General features: G+C 70.3%; 19 protein-coding genes. 9 read left to right on the top strand and 10 right to left on the bottom strand.

Translation table 11 applies throughout. From position 1 onward, the window contains the following. The first annotated feature begins 363 nt into the window (after positions 1 to 363). The 6 genes from metK to rfbA all read left to right on the top strand — a co-directional run bounded on the left by metK (position 364) and on the right by rfbA (position 6,238). The gene (gene metK / locus BUQ68_RS13105) at positions 364 to 1,542 is read left to right on the top strand and encodes a methionine adenosyltransferase (RefSeq protein WP_075216436.1); all 1,179 of its coding nucleotides are present in this window, start codon (positions 364 to 366) and stop codon (positions 1,540 to 1,542) included. A 237-nt stretch (positions 1,543 to 1,779) separates the two neighbouring features. Continuing rightward, a complete protein-coding gene (gene trmB / locus BUQ68_RS13100; RefSeq protein WP_075216435.1) occupies positions 1,780 to 2,505 on the top strand; it encodes a tRNA (guanosine(46)-N7)-methyltransferase TrmB in 726 nt (241 codons plus the stop codon). Positions 2,506 to 2,579: 74 nt separating this feature from the next. Continuing rightward, entirely contained in the window at positions 2,580 to 3,146 is a 567-nt protein-coding gene (gene rfbC, locus BUQ68_RS13095) for a dTDP-4-dehydrorhamnose 3,5-epimerase (protein WP_075216434.1), read from the top strand. A 77-nt stretch (positions 3,147 to 3,223) separates the two neighbouring features. After that, the gene (gene rfbB, locus BUQ68_RS13090) at positions 3,224 to 4,318 is read left to right on the top strand and encodes a dTDP-glucose 4,6-dehydratase (protein ID WP_075216433.1); all 1,095 of its coding nucleotides are present in this window, start codon (positions 3,224 to 3,226) and stop codon (positions 4,316 to 4,318) included. Positions 4,319 to 4,322: 4 nt separating this feature from the next. Next, positions 4,323 to 5,204 carry a dTDP-4-dehydrorhamnose reductase gene (rfbD, locus tag BUQ68_RS13085; protein ID WP_075216432.1) on the top strand — a complete coding sequence of 294 codons (882 nt, stop codon included), beginning with the start codon at positions 4,323 to 4,325 and terminating at the stop codon, positions 5,202 to 5,204. Between the two features lie 161 nt (positions 5,205 to 5,365). Further along, positions 5,366 to 6,238 carry a glucose-1-phosphate thymidylyltransferase RfbA gene (gene rfbA / locus BUQ68_RS13080; RefSeq protein ID WP_075216431.1) on the top strand — a complete coding sequence of 291 codons (873 nt, stop codon included), beginning with the start codon at positions 5,366 to 5,368 and terminating at the stop codon, positions 6,236 to 6,238. 31 nt (positions 6,239 to 6,269) lie between these two features. Here rfbA and BUQ68_RS13075 read toward each other — a convergent pair whose 3' ends face one another. Both BUQ68_RS13075 and BUQ68_RS13070 read right to left on the bottom strand, forming a co-directional pair. Beyond that, positions 6,270 to 6,752, bottom strand: coding sequence for a DUF1284 domain-containing protein (locus BUQ68_RS13075; RefSeq protein ID WP_075216430.1), 483 nt, complete (start codon positions 6,750 to 6,752; stop codon positions 6,270 to 6,272). A gap of 10 nt (positions 6,753 to 6,762) precedes the next feature. After that, on the bottom strand, positions 6,763 to 7,320 hold the full coding sequence (locus BUQ68_RS13070; RefSeq protein WP_075216429.1) for a GcrA family cell cycle regulator: 558 nt from the start codon (positions 7,318 to 7,320) through the stop codon (positions 6,763 to 6,765). 465 nt (positions 7,321 to 7,785) lie between these two features. Here BUQ68_RS13070 and BUQ68_RS13065 point away from each other — a divergent pair, with 465 nt between their 5' ends. Genes BUQ68_RS13065 through BUQ68_RS13055 form a run of 3 tightly spaced genes read left to right on the top strand, consistent with a single transcriptional unit; the run spans position 7,786 to position 11,096 of the window. After that, positions 7,786 to 9,003 (top strand): aspartate aminotransferase family protein, encoded by a 1,218-nt coding sequence (locus BUQ68_RS13065; RefSeq protein ID WP_075216428.1) that lies wholly within the window; start codon positions 7,786 to 7,788, stop codon positions 9,001 to 9,003. A 21-nt stretch (positions 9,004 to 9,024) separates the two neighbouring features. Then, positions 9,025 to 9,951, top strand: coding sequence for an ornithine carbamoyltransferase (gene argF / locus BUQ68_RS13060; RefSeq protein ID WP_075216563.1), 927 nt, complete (start codon positions 9,025 to 9,027; stop codon positions 9,949 to 9,951). Then, a complete protein-coding gene (locus BUQ68_RS13055) occupies positions 9,951 to 11,096 on the top strand; it encodes an Hsp33 family molecular chaperone (protein WP_075216427.1) in 1,146 nt (381 codons plus the stop codon). Before argF ends, BUQ68_RS13055 begins: the two co-directional genes overlap by 1 nt. An 89-nt stretch (positions 11,097 to 11,185) precedes the next feature. Here the strand turns inward: BUQ68_RS13055 and BUQ68_RS13050 are convergent, their stop codons facing one another. From BUQ68_RS13050 to aroA, 8 genes are all read right to left on the bottom strand, one after another. After that, positions 11,186 to 11,824 (bottom strand): alpha/beta family hydrolase, encoded by a 639-nt coding sequence (locus BUQ68_RS13050; RefSeq protein ID WP_095407338.1) that lies wholly within the window; start codon positions 11,822 to 11,824, stop codon positions 11,186 to 11,188. Between the two features lie 29 nt (positions 11,825 to 11,853). Then, entirely contained in the window at positions 11,854 to 12,804 is a 951-nt protein-coding gene (gene lhpI, locus BUQ68_RS13045; RefSeq protein ID WP_075216425.1) for a bifunctional Delta(1)-pyrroline-2-carboxylate/Delta(1)-piperideine-2-carboxylate reductase, read from the bottom strand. A gap of 20 nt (positions 12,805 to 12,824) precedes the next feature. Next, positions 12,825 to 13,175 carry a LapA family protein gene (locus tag BUQ68_RS13040; RefSeq protein ID WP_083656552.1) on the bottom strand — a complete coding sequence of 117 codons (351 nt, stop codon included), beginning with the start codon at positions 13,173 to 13,175 and terminating at the stop codon, positions 12,825 to 12,827. A gap of 249 nt (positions 13,176 to 13,424) precedes the next feature. Continuing rightward, entirely contained in the window at positions 13,425 to 13,712 is a 288-nt protein-coding gene (locus tag BUQ68_RS13035; protein WP_075216423.1) for an integration host factor subunit beta, read from the bottom strand. A gap of 254 nt (positions 13,713 to 13,966) precedes the next feature. After that, on the bottom strand, positions 13,967 to 14,920 hold the full coding sequence (sppA, locus tag BUQ68_RS13030; RefSeq protein ID WP_075216422.1) for a signal peptide peptidase SppA: 954 nt from the start codon (positions 14,918 to 14,920) through the stop codon (positions 13,967 to 13,969). Between the two features lie 857 nt (positions 14,921 to 15,777). Then, positions 15,778 to 17,478, bottom strand: a complete 1,701-nt coding sequence (gene rpsA / locus BUQ68_RS13025; RefSeq protein WP_075216421.1) for a 30S ribosomal protein S1 — start codon at positions 17,476 to 17,478, stop codon at positions 15,778 to 15,780. 290 nt (positions 17,479 to 17,768) lie between these two features. Then, positions 17,769 to 18,395, bottom strand: a complete 627-nt coding sequence (gene cmk / locus BUQ68_RS13020; protein WP_075216420.1) for a (d)CMP kinase — start codon at positions 18,393 to 18,395, stop codon at positions 17,769 to 17,771. Beyond that, positions 18,392 to 19,744 carry a 3-phosphoshikimate 1-carboxyvinyltransferase gene (gene aroA / locus BUQ68_RS13015; protein ID WP_075216419.1) on the bottom strand — a complete coding sequence of 451 codons (1,353 nt, stop codon included), beginning with the start codon at positions 19,742 to 19,744 and terminating at the stop codon, positions 18,392 to 18,394. Before aroA ends, cmk begins: the two co-directional genes overlap by 4 nt. Positions 19,745 to 19,773 lie beyond the last annotated feature (29 nt).

Below are 19,773 nucleotides of genomic sequence, written 5' to 3'. Positions count from 1 at the left end.
GCGGCGTCAGGCATGGCCGTCCATGGGCGAGAGCAGTCTCCGATCAAGTTGCACGACTTGATCGAAGAGAGAATGCTCCAGGTCATTGAATCTGGAGCGATTGCTTGTCGACCTGACGAGTCCGTCCGGTCGGAAGGCACTCTAGGCGGTCGAAGACAGGCGGCGGGGCGCAGCCAGCAGGGGAGAAGCCGGCCGGATCCGGGTCGGGCCACGGGGCCTTCGAACCGGTCGCGGCCCCGTGCGGCATTAATCTCGCCGCGCGCCTTCGCTTGCTATTTCAGAGTCGCCTTGCGAAAACGGTTCGCCGCGCGCGCCGAGCGCCGTGCGCGGCGATCAATCTTTACTTTGAGGGGTATCTCCCTAATGGCTCGTCAAGACTATCTCTTCACCAGCGAATCCGTATCCGAAGGCCATCCCGACAAGGTGTGCGATCGGATCTCCGACACCATCGTGGATGCTTACTTGTCGGCGCAGCCCGATGCCCGCGTCGCCGCCGAGACCCTCGCCACCACCAACCGGGTGGTCATCGCGGGCGAGGTCCGCGGCCCGGCGAGCATCACGCCGGACATGATCGAGCACATGGCCCGCGCGGCCATTCGCGACATCGGCTACGAGCAGGACGGCTTCCACTGGGAGACCGCCAAGATCGACGTTCTCCTCCATGCCCAGTCGTCCGACATCGCCCAGGGCGTCGACGCGGCCGCCAACAAGGACGAGGGCGCCGGCGACCAGGGCATCATGTTCGGCTACGCCTGCCGGGAGACCCCGGCGCTCATGCCGGCGCCGATCTTCTACGCCCACCGCATCCTGAAGCGGCTGGCGGACGCCCGCAAATCCGGAGAGGAGCCGCGGCTCGGCCCCGACGCCAAGAGCCAGGTGACCCTGCGCTACGTGGACGGCAAGCCCGTGGAGGCCGCCTCCATCGTCCTGTCCACCCAGCACCTGGACGAGAGCCTCACCTCCGACGACGTGAAGGCCATCGTCACCCCCTACATCCGCGAGACCCTGCCGGAGGGCTGGATCACCGACGGCACGGTCTGGCACGTGAACCCGACCGGCAAGTTCGTGATCGGCGGGCCGGACGGCGACGCCGGCCTCACCGGCCGCAAGATCATCGTGGACACCTACGGCGGCGCGGCCCCGCACGGCGGCGGGGCCTTCTCCGGCAAGGATCCCACCAAGGTGGACCGGTCGGCCGCCTACGCGGCGCGCTGGCTCGCCAAGAACGTGGTGGCCGCCGGTCTCGCCGAGCGGGCCACCATCCAGGTGTCCTACGCCATCGGCGTCTCCGAGCCCCTCTCCATCTACGTCGACCTGCACGACACCGGCGTCGTGGATCCGGCCAGGCTGGAGGCGGTTCTCGCCGACACGGACATCGTCCGCCTGAGCCCGCGCGGCATCCGCGAGCGCCTCGGCCTCAACCGGCCGATCTACGCCCGCACGTCCGCCTACGGCCACTTCGGCCGCGAGCCGGACGCCGACGGCGGCTTCTCCTGGGAGAAGCTCGACCTCGTCGACACCCTGCGGTCCGCTCTCCTCTGACCGCCCCTGCGCGGGCGGCAGCGCGCCGCCCGCGCCTCCCCGCCGGGGCCGGACAGGCTCCGGCGCCCGGGAACCCTGCCGGAGCCGGATCGGCGCCGGCACCTGGGACCCCCACCGGAGCCGGACAGGCTCCGGCACCTTGGACCCCCGCCGGAGCCGGATCGGCGCCGGCACCTGGGACCCCCACCGGAGCCGGACAGGCTCCGGCACCTGGGAACCAAGCGCATCGAGAGACCCATGACGCCTTCCGACGACGCGCGCGAGGCCGCCTTCTTCGGCCGCCGCAAGGGCAAGCCCCTCCGCGCGCTGCAGGCCGAACGACTGTCCGCCCTCCTGCCCCGGCTCGCCCTGCCGCTGCACCGGCCCCACACCGACCCCCTTTCCGCCCTCTTTGCGCACGCCCCGTCCGAGATCCGCCTGGAGATCGGCTTCGGCGGCGGCGAGCATCTGGTCCACCGGGCGCTGGAGCGTCCGGACGTCGGCTTCATCGGCGTGGAGCCCTTCGTCAACGGCATGGCCAAGGCCCTCGTCGCCGTGGAGGCGCATGCGCTCTCCAACATCCGTTTCAGCGACCGGGACGCCATCGAGGTGCTCGACTGGCTGCCCGCCGGATCGCTCGACCGGGTGGTGCTTCTCTACCCGGACCCCTGGCCGAAGAAGCGGCACTGGAAGCGGCGCTTCGTCGGCCCCGACACCCTCGACCGCTTCGCCCGCGTCCTCAAACCCGGCGGCGCCTTCCACTTCGCCTCCGACATCGAGAGCTACGTGGACTGGACCCTGTTCGAGACCCGCCGCCACCCGGCCTTCCGCTGGACGGCCGAACGGCCGGCGGACTGGAGCCTTCCCTGGGCCGGATGGCCCGGCACCCGCTACGAGGCAAAGGCCTTGCGCGAGGGGCGCAAGCCGGCCTACCTGACCTTTGCGCGACAAGACGCTACACCGGGCGCTTCGTTGTCCGACTGAAGGCTACAAACGGGCTACATTCGGCGCTACCAAGGGCTACAAACGCGGACCGCACGCTACAAGGACAAGGGCCCATGCAAATCGAAGAGACCTCCCTCCCTGGCGTTCTTGTGTTCACGCCGAAGCGGTTCGGGGATGAGCGGGGGTGGTTTTCGGAGGTGTTCCGGGACGACCTGTTCCGGGCGGCGGCCGGGGATGTGGGGTTCGTGCAGGACAATCACTCGCTGTCGCGGCCGGTCGGCACCGTGCGCGGCCTGCACTTCCAGCGGCACCCGACCGCCCAGGGCAAGCTGATCCGCTGCGTGGCGGGCGCCGTCCTCGACGTGGCGGTGGACATCCGGGTCGGCTCGCCCACCTTCGGCCGGCACGTGGCGGTGGAGCTTTCGGCCGAAACCGGGCGCCAGCTGTGGGTGCCGGTGGGTTTCGCCCACGGCTTCTGCACCCTCGTTCCCGACACGGAGGTCGTCTACAAGGTGACCGCCCCTTATAGCGCCGCCGACGACGGCGGCATCCTGTGGGACGATCCCGCGCTTGGCATCGCCTGGCCGGTGACGGGCGAGACGGCCCTCCTGTCCGACAAGGACCGCCGCCAGCCGCGCCTCGCCGACCTTGCCCCGGTGTTCACCTATGCGCCGGCGTGAGCGGCGGTTCCGCCTGGCCCCGCCGGTCCGTCTTCTGCCGATTTGTCCTTTTCTACTGAAGCTCTAGAGGTCACCCCATGCGCATTCTGGTCACCGGCGGCGCCGGCTTCATCGGATCGGCGCTCGTCCGCCATCTGGTCGGCAGCGTGGGCGCGGAGGTGCTCACCGTCGACAAGCTCACCTATGCGGGCAACCTCGCCTCGCTGAAGACGATCGAGAACGCCCCCAACCACCGCTTCGCCCGCCTCGACATCTGCGACCGGGCCGCCATGGCGGAGGCGATCGAGAGCTTCCGGCCGACCCGGATCATGCATCTGGCCGCGGAAAGCCACGTGGACCGCTCCATCACCGGCGCCGGCGACTTCATCACCACCAACATCAACGGCACCTTCACCCTCCTGGAGGCCGCCCGGGCCTACTGGTCGGGCCTTCCCCAGCCGGAGAAGGAGGCCTTCCGCTTCCTCCACGTCTCCACCGACGAGGTCTACGGCTCGCTCGGGCCGGACGGGCTCTTCACCGAGGAGACGCCCTACGACCCGTCCTCGCCCTACTCGGCCTCCAAGGCGGCGTCGGATCACCTCGCCATCGCCTGGCACCGCACCTACGGGCTGCCGGTGGTCGTCTCCAACTGCTCCAACAACTACGGGCCCTACCACTTCCCGGAAAAGCTCATCCCGCTCATCATCCTCAACGCCCTCGACGGCAAGCCGCTGCCGGTCTACGGCGACGGCTCCAACGTGCGCGACTGGCTCTATGTAGAGGACCACGCCAAGGCCCTGCACCTGATCGCCAGCCAAGGCCGGCTCGGCGAGAAGTACAATGTGGGCGGGCGCAACGAGCGGGCCAACATCGACGTGGTGCGCCGCATCTGCCGCACCCTCGACGCGCTCCGCCCGGCCGCCGCTCCGCGCGAGAGCCTGATCCGCTTCGTCACCGACCGGCCCGGCCATGACCACCGCTACGCCATCGACGCCAGCAAGCTGGAGGCCGAACTCGGCTGGCGCGCCGAGGAGACCTTCGAGACCGGCATCGAGCGCACCGTGCGCTGGTACCTGGAGAACGACTGGTGGTGGGGGCCGCTGCGCCAGGGCGTCTACGGCGGCGAGCGCCTCGGCGTGCTGCCGGCGGACCCGGCCGTCAACGCCGCCGCTTCGGCCACGACGGGAGGCTGAACCCATGCGCATCGCCGTCACCGGCCGCGAAGGCCAGGTCGTCCAATCGCTCCTGGAGCGCGGGCCCGTCGCGGGCGTCACCGTGGTGGCGGTCGGCCGGCCCGACCTCGACCTCGCCGATCCGGACAGCGTTTTCGCCGCCCTCAAGGCCGCCGCGCCCGATCTCGTCGTCTCCGCCGCCGCCTACACGGCCGTCGACAAGGCCGAGAGCGAGCCGGTCCTCGCCCATGCGGTGAACGGGGCCGGCGCGGGCGCCGTGGCGGCGGCCGCCGCCGCCTTCAAGGTGCCGGTGGTGCACCTGTCCACCGACTATGTGTTCGACGGCGCCAAGCCGACCCCTTACGGCGAGGACGACCCCACCGGCCCGCTCAGCGTCTACGGCGCCTCCAAGCTTGCCGGCGAGGCGGCCGTCGCCGCCCATGCGGCGGACCACGTCATCCTCAGAACCGCCTGGGTCTACAGCCCGTTCGGCGCCAACTTCGTCAAGACTATGCTGCGGATCGGCGAAGGCCGGCCGGTGGTGCGCGTGGTCGCCGACCAGGTCGGCCGGCCGACCAGCGCCCTCGACATCGCCGACGCGGTGATCGCGGTCGGCCGCACGCTGGCGGCGCGGCCGGACGAGCCGGCGCTCCGCGGCGTCTTCCACCTTGCCGCCGCCGGCGAGGCCAGTTGGGCGGACTTCGCCGAGGCCGTCTTCGCCGGCGCCAAGGCCCGCGGCCGAACCGTGCCGGCCGTGGAGCGCATCACCACCGCCGACTACCCGACCCCGGCGCGCCGGCCCGCCAACTCGCGCCTCGACGGCAGCCGGCTCGCCGCCCGCCACGGCGTGACGCTGCCGGACTGGCGCGCCTCGCTCGACACCGTGCTCGACCGCCTCCTCGCCTGAGGCGGGCGGGCCAGCCGATCTCCGCGCGCGCCGGCCCGCCGGCCCGCGGGACGAGAGACCTCACCCGAGGGCCGGCTCCGGCCCCGGATCCGGAACCCCGAAGACCTGGCCGCTCCTCCTCCCCGGCCCCGGCCTTCGCCAACGCTGAGAGAGCACACCCGATGAAGGGCATCATCCTGGCCGGCGGCAGCGGCACGCGGCTGCACCCCATGACGCTGGTGACCTCCAAGCAGCTCATGCCGGTCTACGACAAGCCGATGATCTACTACCCGCTGTCGGCGCTGATGCTGATGGGCATCCGCGAGGTGCTGATCATCTCCACCCCGCGCGACCTGCCGTCCTTCCAGGCGCTCCTCGGCGACGGCACCCAGTGGGGCATGGCCTTCACCTATGCCGAGCAGCCGCAGCCGAACGGCCTTGCGGAGGCCTACCGCATCGGCGCCCGCTTCGTGGAGGGCGGACCGTCCTGCCTCATCCTCGGCGACAACATCTTCTACGGCCACGGCCTGCCGGACCTTCTGGCCGGCGCCCGCGCCCGAGTCTCCGGCGCCTCCGTGTTCGCCTACCACGTGACCGACCCGGAACGGTACGGCGTGGTGGAGTTCGACGCCGCCATGCGGGCCGTCTCTATCGAGGAGAAGCCGGCCAAGCCGAAGTCCAACTGGGCCGTCACCGGCCTCTATCTCTACGACGCCGACGTGGTCGACATCGCCGCCGACCTGAAGCCCTCGCCGCGCGGGGAGTTGGAGATCACCGACGTCAACCGCGCCTATCTGGAGCGCGGCAGCCTCACCGTGGAGATCATGGGCCGCGGCTTCGCCTGGCTCGACACCGGCACCCCCGACAGCCTGATCGAGGCCGCCGAGTTCGTCCGAACCCTGGAAAAGCGCCAGGGATTCAAGATCGCCTGCCCCGAGGAAATCGCCTACAAGAAGGGCTTCATCGACCAGGCCCAGTTGGAGGCGCTCGGCAAGGCCTTGGGCAAGAGCACCTACGGGCGGTACCTGATCGACGTGGTGTTGACCGGGGCATGACCGTTTCGAACGGCCGAGGGGCCCGAACCGCTCAGCGCGGTCTCAGAGCACCGGTCGTGGCAGCCAGCCGGGTTCCGGCGAAGCCGGTCTCGGCCACCGCCGTGCAGAGGTCCGACCAGGGACAGCCCCGACAAGCCTCCCGCGTGGCGCCGGTGCGAAACGCGACGCGCGCCGCCTCCAGGGGGAAGGGGCCGAGCCGTCCCCCCGGCGCCGGGCGGACGTGGAGGACCGCCGCCATCGCGGCAATCGCCTTTACATCGCGGTCCGCCGCGGACGCCAGCACGCAATGGGGCTCGGCGGCCTCGTCCATTAGGGCGGCGCAGATGTCGTCCGGACCGTCGACAAGTTCGACCGGCGCGCCGGCCCTGATCCGGTCCACCACGGCGTCCATGGCGGCGACGAACCCGGCCGAATAGCCCTTGCCCACATAGGTCAGGATGCAGAGGAGATGGTGGCCGCGAAGGCGCACCGGGCGCGGACCCGCCTGAGGATCGGGCCGGTCCGCCGTCGACATCGCCCGTCCTTCAGCCCGCCGCGACCGCGCGCCGCTCGCGCTTGCGCTCGTTCGACGGCTGATAGGCGACCCGCGCGTGGAAGGCGCAGTAGGGAATGCCGCTGTCGGACTTGCGGCCGCAGAAGAAGAAGTCCGGCCGGCCCGGATCGCCGATCGGCCACTTGCAGGTCTGCTCGGTGAGGTTGAGGATCGTCACCCGCTCGAAGGCCACCGCCTCGGCCTCCACCACCGGCAGGATGCGCGGCGCGACGGCCGGTTCCATGTCGAGGTCCGGCGACGCCTTGATGACCACGTTGCCGATGGTCAGCGGCTGGGTCGGACGGGTGGCGACCGGCGCCTGGACCGTCGGCCGGCCCGCGGCGGGCGCGACCTTCGGCTTCTGCGGCTGGGCCGCCGGGCGGGCGGACTGCACCTGCGGCTTCACCCGGCCGCTGAGCCCCAGGCGATGCACCTTGCCGATCACGGCGTTCCGCGTGACACCCCCAAGTTCGGCTGCGATCTGGCTGGCCGACAGGCCTTCCGACCACAGTGCCTTCAGGCGTTCCACACGTTCATCCGTCCAGGACATGGCCTCATCCCTTGCTCGTGCCGCATCGGCAGAATCCCGGTTCACGCGCCCGGACGACACTCCGGATACGCTTGGGTAAGCGCGCACATGAACCGATGACTGTTCCTGACCACGACATCTCGTGGCCGTTATGGTGAATCTATAATACCCCTAGACTCGGAGGCAATGCCGGCGGTCGCGGGGCGATCCCGAAGATCCACTTTTCCCCAAATATCGTGGCGTTTCGGCAGCACTTGTCAGAACACCGAATCTTGGCTCGCCTCGAGTGTTGCAAGAAGACAGGCAGATGAATCGATCCAATGCCCCCGCGGGCCCACAGCATTGACAGTCAAGCCGTCGTTCATGGTATATGGGACAGGGGCCGCGCCTGCCGGAAATGGGGGCGCGGCCTACCGTTTTCTGGCGGGTTCGGAAGGCCCCGCCAGGGTTCACGCCTGGATCGTCGTCCGTTCGCAGAGGTAGGCCATGAGTGCCGTCACGTCCCCGGTTTCGCCCGCCCCCTCCCCGCTCTTCTCCACGTTCGCGCGCGCGGACGTGGCCTTCGAGCGCGGTGAAGGCGCCTGGCTGACGGCGACGGACGGAAGCCGATGGCTGGACTTCGGATCCGGCATCGCGGTGAACGCCCTCGGACACGCCCATCCGCATCTGGTGGAGGCGCTGGCCGGGCAGGCCGCCAAGCTCTGGCACGTGTCCAACGCCTTCCGGATCCCCGAGCAGGAGCGGCTGGCGGCCCGGCTGGTGGAGGCCTCCTTCGCGGACCGGGTGTTCTTCACCAACTCCGGCGCCGAGGCGCTGGAGTGCGCCATCAAGACGGCGCGCCGCTATCATCACGCCGCCGGCCAGCCGGAGCGCTTCCGGATCCTCACCTTCGAGGGGGCCTTCCACGGCCGCACCCTGGCCACCCTGGCGGCCGGTGGGCAGCAGAAATATCTGGAAGGCTTCGGCCCCAAGGTCGAAGGCTTCGACCAGGTGCCGTTCGCCGATCACGAGGCGCTGAAGGCCGCCATCACGCCGGAGACAGGCGCCATCCTGGTGGAGCCCATCCAGGGCGAGGGCGGCGTGCGCGCGCTGCCGCACGTATGCCTGCGCGGCCTGCGGGAGCTCTGCGATGCGCACGGCATGCTGCTGATCTTCGACGAGGTGCAGACCGGCATCGGCCGCACCGGCAAGCTGTTCGCCCACGAGTGGGCCGGCGTCGCGCCGGACATCCTCGCCTCCGCCAAGGGGCTCGGTGGCGGCTTTCCGGTCGGCGCGTGCCTTGCCACGGAAGCGGCCGCCGCGGCGATGACGGCCGGCACCCACGGCACGACCTTCGGCGGCAACCCGCTCGCCATGGCGGTCGGCAACGCGGTACTCGACGTGGTGCTGGCGCCGGGTTTCCTGGAGCACGTGCAGTCGATCGGCCTTCGCCTGAAGCAGTCCATGGCCCAGGTGGTGGACCAGAACCCGACCGTGTTCGAGACCGTGCGCGGCGAGGGGCTTCTGCTCGGCCTCAAGTGCAAGGTGCCGTCCGCCGACGTGGTGGCCGCCATGCGGGCCGAGAAGGTGCTCGGCATCGGCGCCGGCGACAATGTGGTGCGCCTCCTGCCGCCGCTGATCATCGGCGAGGACGAGGTGCGCGAGGCGGTGACCCGGGTGGATGCGGCGGCCAAGGCCGTCGCCGCCAAGGCCGCGGCCGTTTGAAGGGGGGCGGGAGCGATGACCATGCAAACCGGCCCCCGGCATTTCCTCGACCTCACCGACGTCCCGGCCACGGAGCTGCGGCGCATCCTTGACGGCGGCCTCGCCATGAAATCGGCGCTGAAGGGCGGCCGGCGCGGGGAGCGCCCGCTCGACGGCAAGGTGCTCGCCATGGTGTTCGAGCGCCCCTCCACCCGCACGCGCGTCTCCTTCGACGTGGGAATGCGCCAGCTCGGCGGCGAGACGCTGATGCTCACCGGCGACGAGATGCAGCTCGGCCGCGGCGAAACCATCGCCGACACCGCCCGCGTGCTGTCGCGCTATGTGGACGCCATCATGATCCGCATTCTCGACCACGCGGCGCTGACGGAGCTGGCCGAGAACGCCACCGTGCCGGTGATCAACGGCCTGACGCGGCTCTCCCACCCGTGCCAGATCATGGCCGACGTGATGACGTTCGAGGAACACCGCGGCCCCATCAAGGGCCGCACCGTCGCCTGGTCCGGCGACAGCAACAACGTGCTCGCCTCCTGGGTGCACGCGGCGGCCCGCTTCGACTTCACCCTGCGCATCGCCACGCCGCCGGAGCTCACGCCGCGCGAGGCGCCGGTCGCCTGGGCCCGGGCCAACGGCGCCACCGTGGAGGTGACCACCGACCCCTTTGCGGCGGTGGACGGGGCCGACGCGGTGGTGACCGACACCTGGGTCTCCATGGGCGACGCGGACGGCGAGCGCCGTCACAACCTCCTGAAACCATATCAGGTGAACGATCGTTTGATGGCGGCGGCGTCCAAGGACGCCATCTTCCTGCATTGCCTTCCCGCGCACCGCGAGGAGGAGGTGACGGCGAGCGTGATGGACGGCCCCCAGTCGGTGGTGTTCGACGAGGCGGAGAACCGCCTGCACGCCCAGAAAGGCATCCTGGCCTGGTGCCTGGGAGCGATTGGCTGATGACTGACCAGCTTGCGGCCGGCCCGGTGGCGGCCGGCGACGACAGCGTTCTGCCGTTCCAGGTGGAGGGGCTCGACGCCCGCGGGCGCGTGGTGCATCTGGGCGCGGCGCTCGACACCATCATCGGCCGCCACGACTACCCGCCGGCGGTCTCCCGCCTGCTCGGCGAGGCGGTGGCGCTGACGGCGCTGCTCGGCACCTCGTTAAAGTTCGAGGGCCGCTTCATCGTCCAGACCCAGTCGGACGGGCCCGTCCACATGCTGGTGGTGGACTTCGAGACGCCCGACCGGCTGCGCGCCTGCGCCCGGTTCGACCGGGAGGCCGTGCTGGCCTCGGTCGCCGCCGGCATGGACCGGCCCGAGGATCTGCTCGGCAAGGGCCACCTCGCAATGACGGTCGACCAGGGCCAGTACACCAGCCGCTACCAGGGCGTCGTGCCGCTCGACGGCCGGTCGCTGGAGGACGCGGCGCACCAGTATTTCGCCCAGTCGGAGCAGATCCCCACCCGCGTGCGGCTCGCCGTCGGCGAACTGGTGACCCGCGACCCGGGCCACGAGCCGCGCCGGGAATGGCGTGCCGGCGGCATCCTCGTCCAGTTCCTGCCGGAGTCGGAGGACCGGGTACGCGTGCGCGACCTCCATCCCGGCGACGCGCCGGACGGCAGCGACCCGTTCGCCGACCAGGTGGAGGACGACGACGCCTGGACCGAGGCGCGCGTGCTGGTGGAGACGGTGGAGGACGTGGAACTCACCGATCCGGCGGTGTCCGCGGAAAGCCTCCTGTTCCGCCTGTTCCATGAGCGCGGCGTGCGCGTCTTCGACCGCCAGCCGCTTCAGGAGCGTTGCCGCTGCTCGCGCGAGCGCATCGACGACATGCTGCGCACCTTTACGCCTGAAGAGCGCCGCGACATGACCGTGGACGCGCGCATCACCGTCACGTGCGAGTTCTGCTCCACGGTCTATGACTTCGACCCGACGGACTTCGACGCGGCGGAGGAGAACAACGTGGCGGCGGACGATGGCTCGGCGGGCGGCGACCTGTCGGGCGTGGACACGGCCGCCGAGGGCGGCGCCGGGCCGACCGCCCCGGACGCGACCGATGGCGACCGGACGTCCCCCGAGGACGACGAACCGACCGTCCGCTGAAGGGCCGGACGCTGTACGACCGGATCAGGCGCACGCGCGTCCGGTCACGACGGCATGGCGACGAGACCTGTCCAAAACGAGTCCGGCGATCAGCCGCAAACCCTGTTGACGAAGGCGCGCACCACGGTCGCCGCCGCCCGTCGGTGGTCGTCCGCCGTGAAGCCGGACGTGCGCCGGGGTTTCAGGTCGTGGTCGCCATCCTCGAACCAGGTCAGCGACACGGCCTCGGGCAACGCGTAGTCAGCCACCTCCTCGCAGGTCCCGAACGGATCGCGCGTTCCCTGGAGCACCAGCACCGGCAGGCAGGCGGTCTGAAGCGGCACCAACCGCGTCGCTTCCGGTTTGGCGGGCGGGTGGAAAGGATAGCCGATCGCCACGACGCCGCGCACCCGGGCGTCAAGGGCATCGCCGGCGGTCAGCACCGACACGCGCCCGCCGAGGGACTTGCCCGCGAGAAGAACCGGCCCGTCGACCGTGGCGAGCAGTTGGGCGAGCGCGGCGGCGCAGGCCGGCACGAGCGTCTCGGCCTTCGGCGGCGGCCGTTTGGACCCGGAGCGCCGCGCAGCCATGTAGGGGAATTCGTAGCGCACCACCCGAAGGCCTGCGTCCGCAAAGGCTCCGGCGAAAGCCGTCATGGCGGCGCTGTCCATGGGCGCGCCGGCGCCGTGGGCGAAAAGGAGCGTGGCCACGGCCGGGCCACCGACCGCCTCCGTCACCAGGACGTCCACCGGAAGCCTTGTCGGCGTCGCCCCGGCCGTCATCGGCCGTCGACCACCCGGGCGGCGGCGGCGAGATCCTCCAGGGCCGTGCCGACCGACTTGAAGAGCGTGATCTCGGCCGGCGTCTCCCGGCCACGGTGCCGGCCCGCGGCGAGATCGAACAGGTCGGCGCGGATGTCGGCCGCCGTGATCACGCCGGCCTGCAACGGCTGCACGATGTCGCCGGCCTCCGTGGTGGCGCCGGTGCGCGTGTCGACGAAGACGGAGGCGCGCCGGACCGCCGCGTCGTCCGCCTCCCGCATGGCGGGCGTGAAGCCGCCGACCAGGTCCACGTGGATGCCGGGTGGCAGATCGCCACCGTGGATCAGCGCCTCGGTCGCAAGCGTCGCGGCGCTCGCCACGTCGGCGTCCGCGAGCGCGGCGGGAAGATCGGTCGTGACCGCGACGGCGCAGGGGCGCGGCAGCGTCGCCCGGTCGAGGTCGCGCGCGAGCGCCGCCGCTTTGGCGGGGTCGCGGGCCCAGATGGTCACCGTGTCGATCGGCCGGACGGCGCAGTGGGCGGCGATCAGGTGGGGCGCCATGGCGCCGGCGCCGATCATCAGCAGCCGTCGCGCGTCGGGCCGGGCGAGGTAGTCGGCCGCCAGCGCCGAGGCGGCGGCCGTGCGCCGGACCGTGATCTCCTTGCCGTCGAGCACCGCCACGGGTACGCCGGTGTCACCGTCCATCAGCACGTAGACGCCGTTCACGGCCGGCAGGCCGCGCCTGCCGTTGCCCGGAAACACACTGACGAGCTTGGTGCCGATGTAGCCGCCTGTCCGATGCCAGGACGGCATGAGGAGGAGGGTCGCCGCCTCGCCGCTGCCGCGCGCGATGGTGTGGTGATGGCGGAGCGGCGTCACGATCTCGCTTCGAAACGCGTCGCGCAGCGCCTCCACGAGGGCGGACGGCGGCAAGGCCGCCGCCACTTCGGCGGCTGAGAAGTGCCGCATGGCCGGATCGGTCCTTCCGGTCAGGCGGCGCGGCGGCCGGGCGCGGGCAGCGCCGGACCGGCGGGCGTGACGGCGGTCTGCTCGCGCAGACGCTCGGCCTCGCCGCGCCAGCGGCTCGCCTCGCGACGGTTTTGGCGGGCGGCCTTGCGGAAGCGGCCCTGGCGCGCCCAGACGGCGATCCCGCCGATGAACACGCCGACCATCAGCGTGACGAAGAAGATCACGTAGAGCGAGACCGTCACGGTCAGGTAAGGCGTTTCGGGCGTGAACGGATCGAGCAGGATGGTGACCGGCTGGTTGTTGACGAGCGCGAGGGCCACGACGACCAGGGCGATCGGCGCGCCGATCAGAAGAAAGATGAGGGTTCGCACGACCTGAAGTCCCCTTTCCTGCGTTCGGCGTCCGCCGGTATCCATCCCGGCGGTGCCGGTTCGGCATCGGCACGAGCCCCGCGACACTAGCCTGCGCGGACCCGTCCCGACCAGCCCTCCTCCCGGCGTATCCGGGTCGAAGGACGAACCGGCGCGCCGCACCGGTGGTTCCGCGTGCCGTTCTGCCGGTTCTGCCAAACTCGCGGCTTCGCCCGTCCGTCGACTTCGCCGATCAGTCGGCGTCGCCGATCAGTCGGCGTCGCCGTTCAGGCGCTCGCGCATCTCCTTGCCGGTCTTGAAGAAGGGGACGGACTTCTCGTCCACCTCTACCTTCTCGCCGGTTCGCGGGTTGCGGCCGAGGCGCGCCGGGCGGCTCTTCACCGAGAAGGCGCCGAAGCCGCGCAGTTCCACCCGATCGCCGTTGGCCAGCGCCTCCACCACCTTGTCCAGGATGGTGTTGACGATGTTCTCCACGTCGCGCTGGTAGAGATGCGGATTGCGGGCCGCGATGCGGCTCACCAGTTCCGACTTGATCATGTGAGGTCAGTCTCCCCCGAACCGTTGCCGACCAGCCCCCGCGGCTGCCCGTCCGTCATGCCGCCAATGATGGTCCGCGTGGGGCCACATCGGCCCTGGATGGTCGGCGAGGCCACCGGCCCGATGCCCGTGACAGGCGTTCGGGTGCGTCCTGCGGCGCCAGACCTTCGCCCCGGCGACGGCAACGTCCGCCGAAAGACGCCGGCGCCGTTACGGCCGAGGGTTCGGCCAAGCGCCATCGGCGGACGAAAATCTCATTGTCCGTCCAAGAGTTGAGGTTGCCAAACGGAAACGAGGCCGTCAAGCGCGGGTGCCGTGCGGAAGATCGAAACCGGCAGGCCGAGTGCGCTTGCGACCGAGGTGGCCGCCTCGCCCGCCAGTCCGGCGAGGGTCAGGTCGCGGCGCGGACGCCAGTCGACCACCGGCAGGTCCTCCGGCACGCCCCGCTCCCGCTCCATCCAGGAGACCGCTTCCGCCTCGCCGCCGATGGCGTCGACGAGCCGGAGCTCGAAGGCTTGGCGTCCGGTGTAGACGGACCCGTCGGCCAGCCTCAGCGCCTCGGCGCGGTCGAGACCACGGCGCTCGGCCACGATGTCGACGAACCACTGGTAGGTGTCGTCCACCATGCGGGCGATCATCTCGCGGGCGCCCGGCACTTCGCCCGGGGTGAACGGCGAGGGCTCCGCCTTAAGCGGCGCGGATTTCACGCTCCGGACCGTGACGCCAAGGCTGTCGAGCAGCGCGGTGACGTTTCCGTACTGGAAGAGGACGCCGATCGACCCGGTGATGGAGGTTCGCTGGGCAACCACATGGTCGGCCGCAATGGCCGTCATGTAACCAGCGGACGCGCCGAGGGTGCCGACCGTCGCGACGGTCGGCTTCGCCTTTGCCAGGGTCCGGAGGGCTTCATAGAGCCCCTCGCCACCCGTGGTCGACCCGCCCGGGCTGTCGATCGCCACCACCACGCCGCGCACCCGGTCGCTCTCGCGGATGCGCTCGATCATCTTCAGAACGTCCCGGTCCTGCAGGATCACGCCGGTCACGGTGATGCGCGCCACGTGATCGGAGGCGGTCCGGTCGCCGGCCCAGAACAGCAGGCCGAGACCCGCGACCGTGAGGCCAAGGACCAGGAAAGTGGCCGCCCGCCAGAACACGATCCTGCGCTGGGCGCGGCGGCGGTCGACGATCAGATCGGCATCAAGGCTCATGACGGCGCGGCTCCCTCCGGGACCGGGGGGATATACACCGGATCCGATGCATTAGACCAGTCGAACGGCCGCGCCGGCGCGCGGTCGGGTGCCGGAGGCGGGGCGATGGCGCCCAGTCCGTCGGGAACTGCGCGCCGGCAGACCGGACTTACGCAAGCAGGAAGGGGGGCGAGAGATGCAAAAGGGCGCCGCCCGAAGCGACGCCCTGCTTGTGCCGGACGATCATGTCGTTGCCGGCGGGCCAGCTTCGACGAGGAAGCCAGTCTATGCGCCCAGACCCGAGTGCGGGTGGGACAATGGAGAGTATCCATCCACGTCCCACCCGCGTCAAGTATGCATGCTCGGCAACAGTCTCAGTCCGCGCAAACAGGTCCGCAGTATGCTTTCGTCATCAAAATCCATGACGCGTCAAAAGACGCGAAGATCAGGTCCGCTGAAACAGCCGTCCTCGATCGGACGAGCGGCGAAACGCCGGTCAATAGAAACGAATGCACAAATCAGCTACGAGGCCATGATGACATGATCATCTTGGCCAAGCCTTAAATGGACCGGTGAAGTCCCGCTTCTGGTAAATGAAACGCGAACCCATCGGTTGAGATAAATAAAACATAAAATGCTTCGGATGCTCAACCGCCGAGGGCTGATACATGCCGGTAGACTGATGTTAAGATGAATGATTATGATTAACGCGCCGCTCGGCTGCTTGTATACAGCAGGCGATCGGCGCGGGGCGCAGACGTGTCGTCAAAGATGACGGATCGCGGGCGGGCGCTCCGGACACAAAAAAAGGGCCCGCCGAAGCGGACCCTCCATGATGGGTCTGGTGAACAGGTCGGGCCGTGAGGCCCGACGCCGGATCACTCCTCGCCGCCCTCCTGGCGGGCCTTCAGGGCCGCGCCGAGAATGTCGCCGAGCGAAGCGCCCGAGTCGGACGAACCGAACTGGGCCACGGCCTCCTTCTCCTCGGCGATCTCGAGCGCCTTGATGGAGAGACCGACCTTGCGGGTCTTCCGGTCGAACTGGGTGACGCGGGCGTCCACCTTCTCGCCGACGGCGAAGCGCTCGGGACGCTGCTCGGAGCGTTCGCGCGACAGGTCCGCACGGCGGATGAAGGCCGTGATGTCCGTGTCGACGATCTTGACCTCCAGGCCGGCTTCCTTGATCTCCAGCACTTCGGTGGTGACCACCGCGTTGCGGCGAAGATCGCCAGCCGTCTCCAGCGGGTCGTTGCCGAGCTGCTTCATGCCGAGGCTGATGCGCTCCTTCTCGACGTCCACGTCAAGCACCACGGCCTTGACCATGTCGCCCTTCTGGAACTCCTCGATCACCTGCTCGCCCGGACGGTTCCAGTCGAGGTCGGAGAGATGGACCATGCCGTCCACGTCGCCGTCGAGACCGATGAAGAGGCCGAACTCGGTCTTGTTCTTGACCTCGCCCTCGACCACCGAACCGGACGGGTGCTTCTCCAGGAAGGCCTCCCAGGGGTTCTGCAGGGTCTGCTTGAGGCCGAGCGAGATGCGGCGCTTGACCGGATCAACCTCGAGCACCATCACGTCCACCTCCTGCGAGGTGGCGACGATCTTGCCCGGATGGACGTTCTTCTTGGTCCAGGACATCTCCGAGACGTGAATCAGGCCTTCGATGCCCGGCTCCAGTTCGACGAACGCGCCGTAGTCGGTGATGTTGGTCACGCGGCCATGGAACTTGACGCCGACCGGGTACTTGGCCTCGATGCCGTCCCACGGATCCGCCTCGAGCTGCTTCATGCCGAGGGAGATGCGGTGGGTTTCCTGGTTGACGCGGATGATCTGCACCTTGACCTGCTGGCCGATGGACAGCACTTCGGTCGGGTGGTTGATGCGCCGCCAGGCGATGTCGGTGACGTGCAGGAGGCCGTCGATGCCGCCGAGGTCCACGAACGCACCGTAGTCGGTGATGTTCTTGACCACGCCCTCGACCACCTGACCCTCTTCCAGGCTCTGGACGAGCTCGGAGCGCTGCTCGGCGCGGGTCTCTTCCAGCACCACGCGGCGCGACACCACGATGTTGCCGCGGCGCTTGTCCATCTTGAGGATCTGGAACGGCTGCGGGGTGTGCATCAGCGGGCCGACGTCGCGCACCGGGCGGATGTCCACCTGGGAGCGCGGCAGGAAGGCGGTGGCGCCGTCGAGATCGACGGTGAAGCCGCCCTTGACCTGGTTGAAGATGTGGCCGACCACCTTCTCGTTCTTCTCGAAGGCGACCTCGAGGCGAACCCAGCTCTCCTCGCGGCGGGCCTTGTCGCGGCTGAGGACGGCCTCGCCGAGCGCATTCTCCACGCGCTCCAGGTAGACCTCGACCTCGTCGCCGATCTTCAGTTCGCCGTCACGGGCCCGGGCGCCGAATTCCTTGAGCGGAACGCGGCCTTCCACCTTGAGGCCCACGTCGATGACCGCGAGGTCCTTCTCGATGCCGACGACGATGCCCTTGACCACGGCACCCTCGATGACGTCCGAGGCGGTCAGGCTCTCGGCGAGAAGGGCGGCGAAATCCTCACGGGTTGGGTTCTGCAGTGCCATTGAAACTCCTGGTGCCGGAAGACCGGCTCGCGTCGGCGGGGCAAGTGTGGCGACAAGGCTTCGACCGACCGAGGTCCGGATGTGTCCGGACCGCCCGTGGATCCCACGGGTGCCGACGCTGATGGCCGGACGGACGAAGCCGCAATGGATTGGGTCACCGGCGGCCGGCGGCCGCCCGTGAAGCGCGCACGATATAGACCAACCGGCGGGCGGTGGCAACCCGTGGCGGTGCGCGGTCCGGAGCCCCGCCGCTCGGCCGCACTGCCGACGGCACGGCGTTCGGACGCCGTTCAGGCCGGACGGCGGGCGTCCACGATGGCGACGGCGGCGGCGAACACCTGGTCACGGTCGAGGGCGCTGGTGTCGAGCACCACCGCGTCCGCGGCGGGCATCAGGGGCGCCACGGTCCGGGTGCTGTCGCGGGCGTCGCGCGCGCGGATCTCGGCGAGGATCTGCCCGTAGTCCGGCGCGGCGCCGCCGGCGGCGAGTTCGTCGGCGCGCCGGCGCGCCCGGACCTCCGCGCTTGCCGTCACGAAGAGCTTCACGTCCGCGTCCGGGACGATCACCGTGCCGATGTCGCGCCCGTCGAGCACGGCTCCACCCGGCCGGGCCGCGAAGGCGCGCTGGAAATCGACAAGCGCCGCGCGCACCGGCGGATGGACGGCGACCCGCGAGGCCAGGTCGCCCGCCGCGCGGCCGCGAAGGTCGCCACGCTTGAGGTCGGCGGCCTGGAGCCGTTCCGCATAGCCGCCGGCGACCGCCGGGTCGTCGAGGTCCGCCCCCGCATCGACCATCAGGCGGCCGATCGCCCGGTAGAGGAGCCCGGTGTCGAGGAAGGGCAGCCCGTAGTGGCGGGCGAGCCGCTCGGCGAGGGTGCCCTTGCCGGCGCCCGCCGGGCCGTCGATGGCGATCCTCATGCGTCGTCGTCCCCGGCCGGCAGGAAGACCGCCCCGGCACCGGCCATCAGCGGCTGGAAGGTCGGGAAGGAGGTGGCGATCATGGCGGCGTCGTCCACGGTGACCGGCGCCTTGGCGACGAAGCCGAGGATGAGGAAGCTCATGGCGATGCGGTGGTCCAGATGGGTCGCGACGCGTCCGCCGCCCGGCACGCTTCCGCCGCGCACCACCAGCCAGTCCGGGCCTTCGGTGCAGTCGACGCCGTTGATCTTGAGGCCGTCCGCCACCGCGGAGAGACGGTCGGACTCCTTCACCCGCATCTCTTCCAGGCCCTGCATGCGGGTCTCGCCGTGGGCGGTCGCGGCCGCCACCGCCAGGATCGGATACTCGTCGATCATGGACGGCGCTCGCGACGCCGGGACGGTCACGCCCTTCAGGGCGGCGGACCGCACGCGAAGGTCGGCGAGCCGCTCGCCGCCGGTTTCGCGGCTCTCCACCACCTCGATGTCGGCGCCCATCTCCAGGAGGGTGTCGATGAGGCCGATGCGCGCCGGGTTCATCAGCACGCCCTCCACCACCACGTCGGAGCCCGGCACGATGGTGGCGGCGACGATCGGGAAGGCGGCCGACGAGGGATCCGACGGCACGGTGATGGCCTGCGGCTTCAGCTCCGGGCGCCCTTCCAGGCGGATGGTGCGCACCCCGTCCGGGGCGGTCTCGATGCCGATCGCCGCGCCGAAGCCTTCCAGCATGCGTTCGGTGTGGTCGCGGGTGAACACCGGCTCCACGACCGTGGTGACGCCGGGCGTACCGAGGCCGGCAAGGAGCACCGCCGACTTCACCTGGGCGGAGGCCATCGGCACGCGGTAGGTGACGGGCATGGGTGTCGCCGCCCCGCGCAGCGTCAGCGGCAGCCGGTCGCCGGAGCGCGCCAGCACCTCCGCGCCCATCTGGCGGAGCGGATCGAGCACCCGGCCCATGGGCCGCTTCACCAGCGAGGCGTCGCCCGTGAAGGTGACGGCGATGGGCTGGCTCGCCACCAGCCCCATGCAGAGGCGCACGCCGGTGCCGGCATTGCCGAAGTCGATCACGCCGGTCGGCTCCAGGAGGCCGCCGACGCCGACCCCCGTCACGTGCCACCGGCCGTCGCCGTCCTTGACGATGGTGGCGCCGAGCGCCCGCATGGCGGCGGCGGTGTTGAGCACGTCGTCGCCTTCCAGGAGGCCGTCGATCGTGGTGGTGCCGACCGCGAGCGCGCCGAGCATCAGCGAACGGTGGGAGATGGACTTGTCGCCCGGCACGCGCATGCGGCCGGTCAGCGGGCCGGAGCGTCCGGCCGCGAGGGGACGGGTGGCGGAATGGGAACCCATCGCGGGCCTCCGATGTTGCGGCGCCGCTC

Origin of the sequence: Mongoliimonas terrestris (genome assembly GCF_001927285.1) — a bacterium.
Classification (GTDB): Bacteria; Pseudomonadota; Alphaproteobacteria; order Rhizobiales; family Pleomorphomonadaceae; genus Chthonobacter; species Chthonobacter terrestris.
Note: the sequence above shows the minus strand (reverse complement) of the source record. Positions and strands in the feature narration are given on the sequence as shown.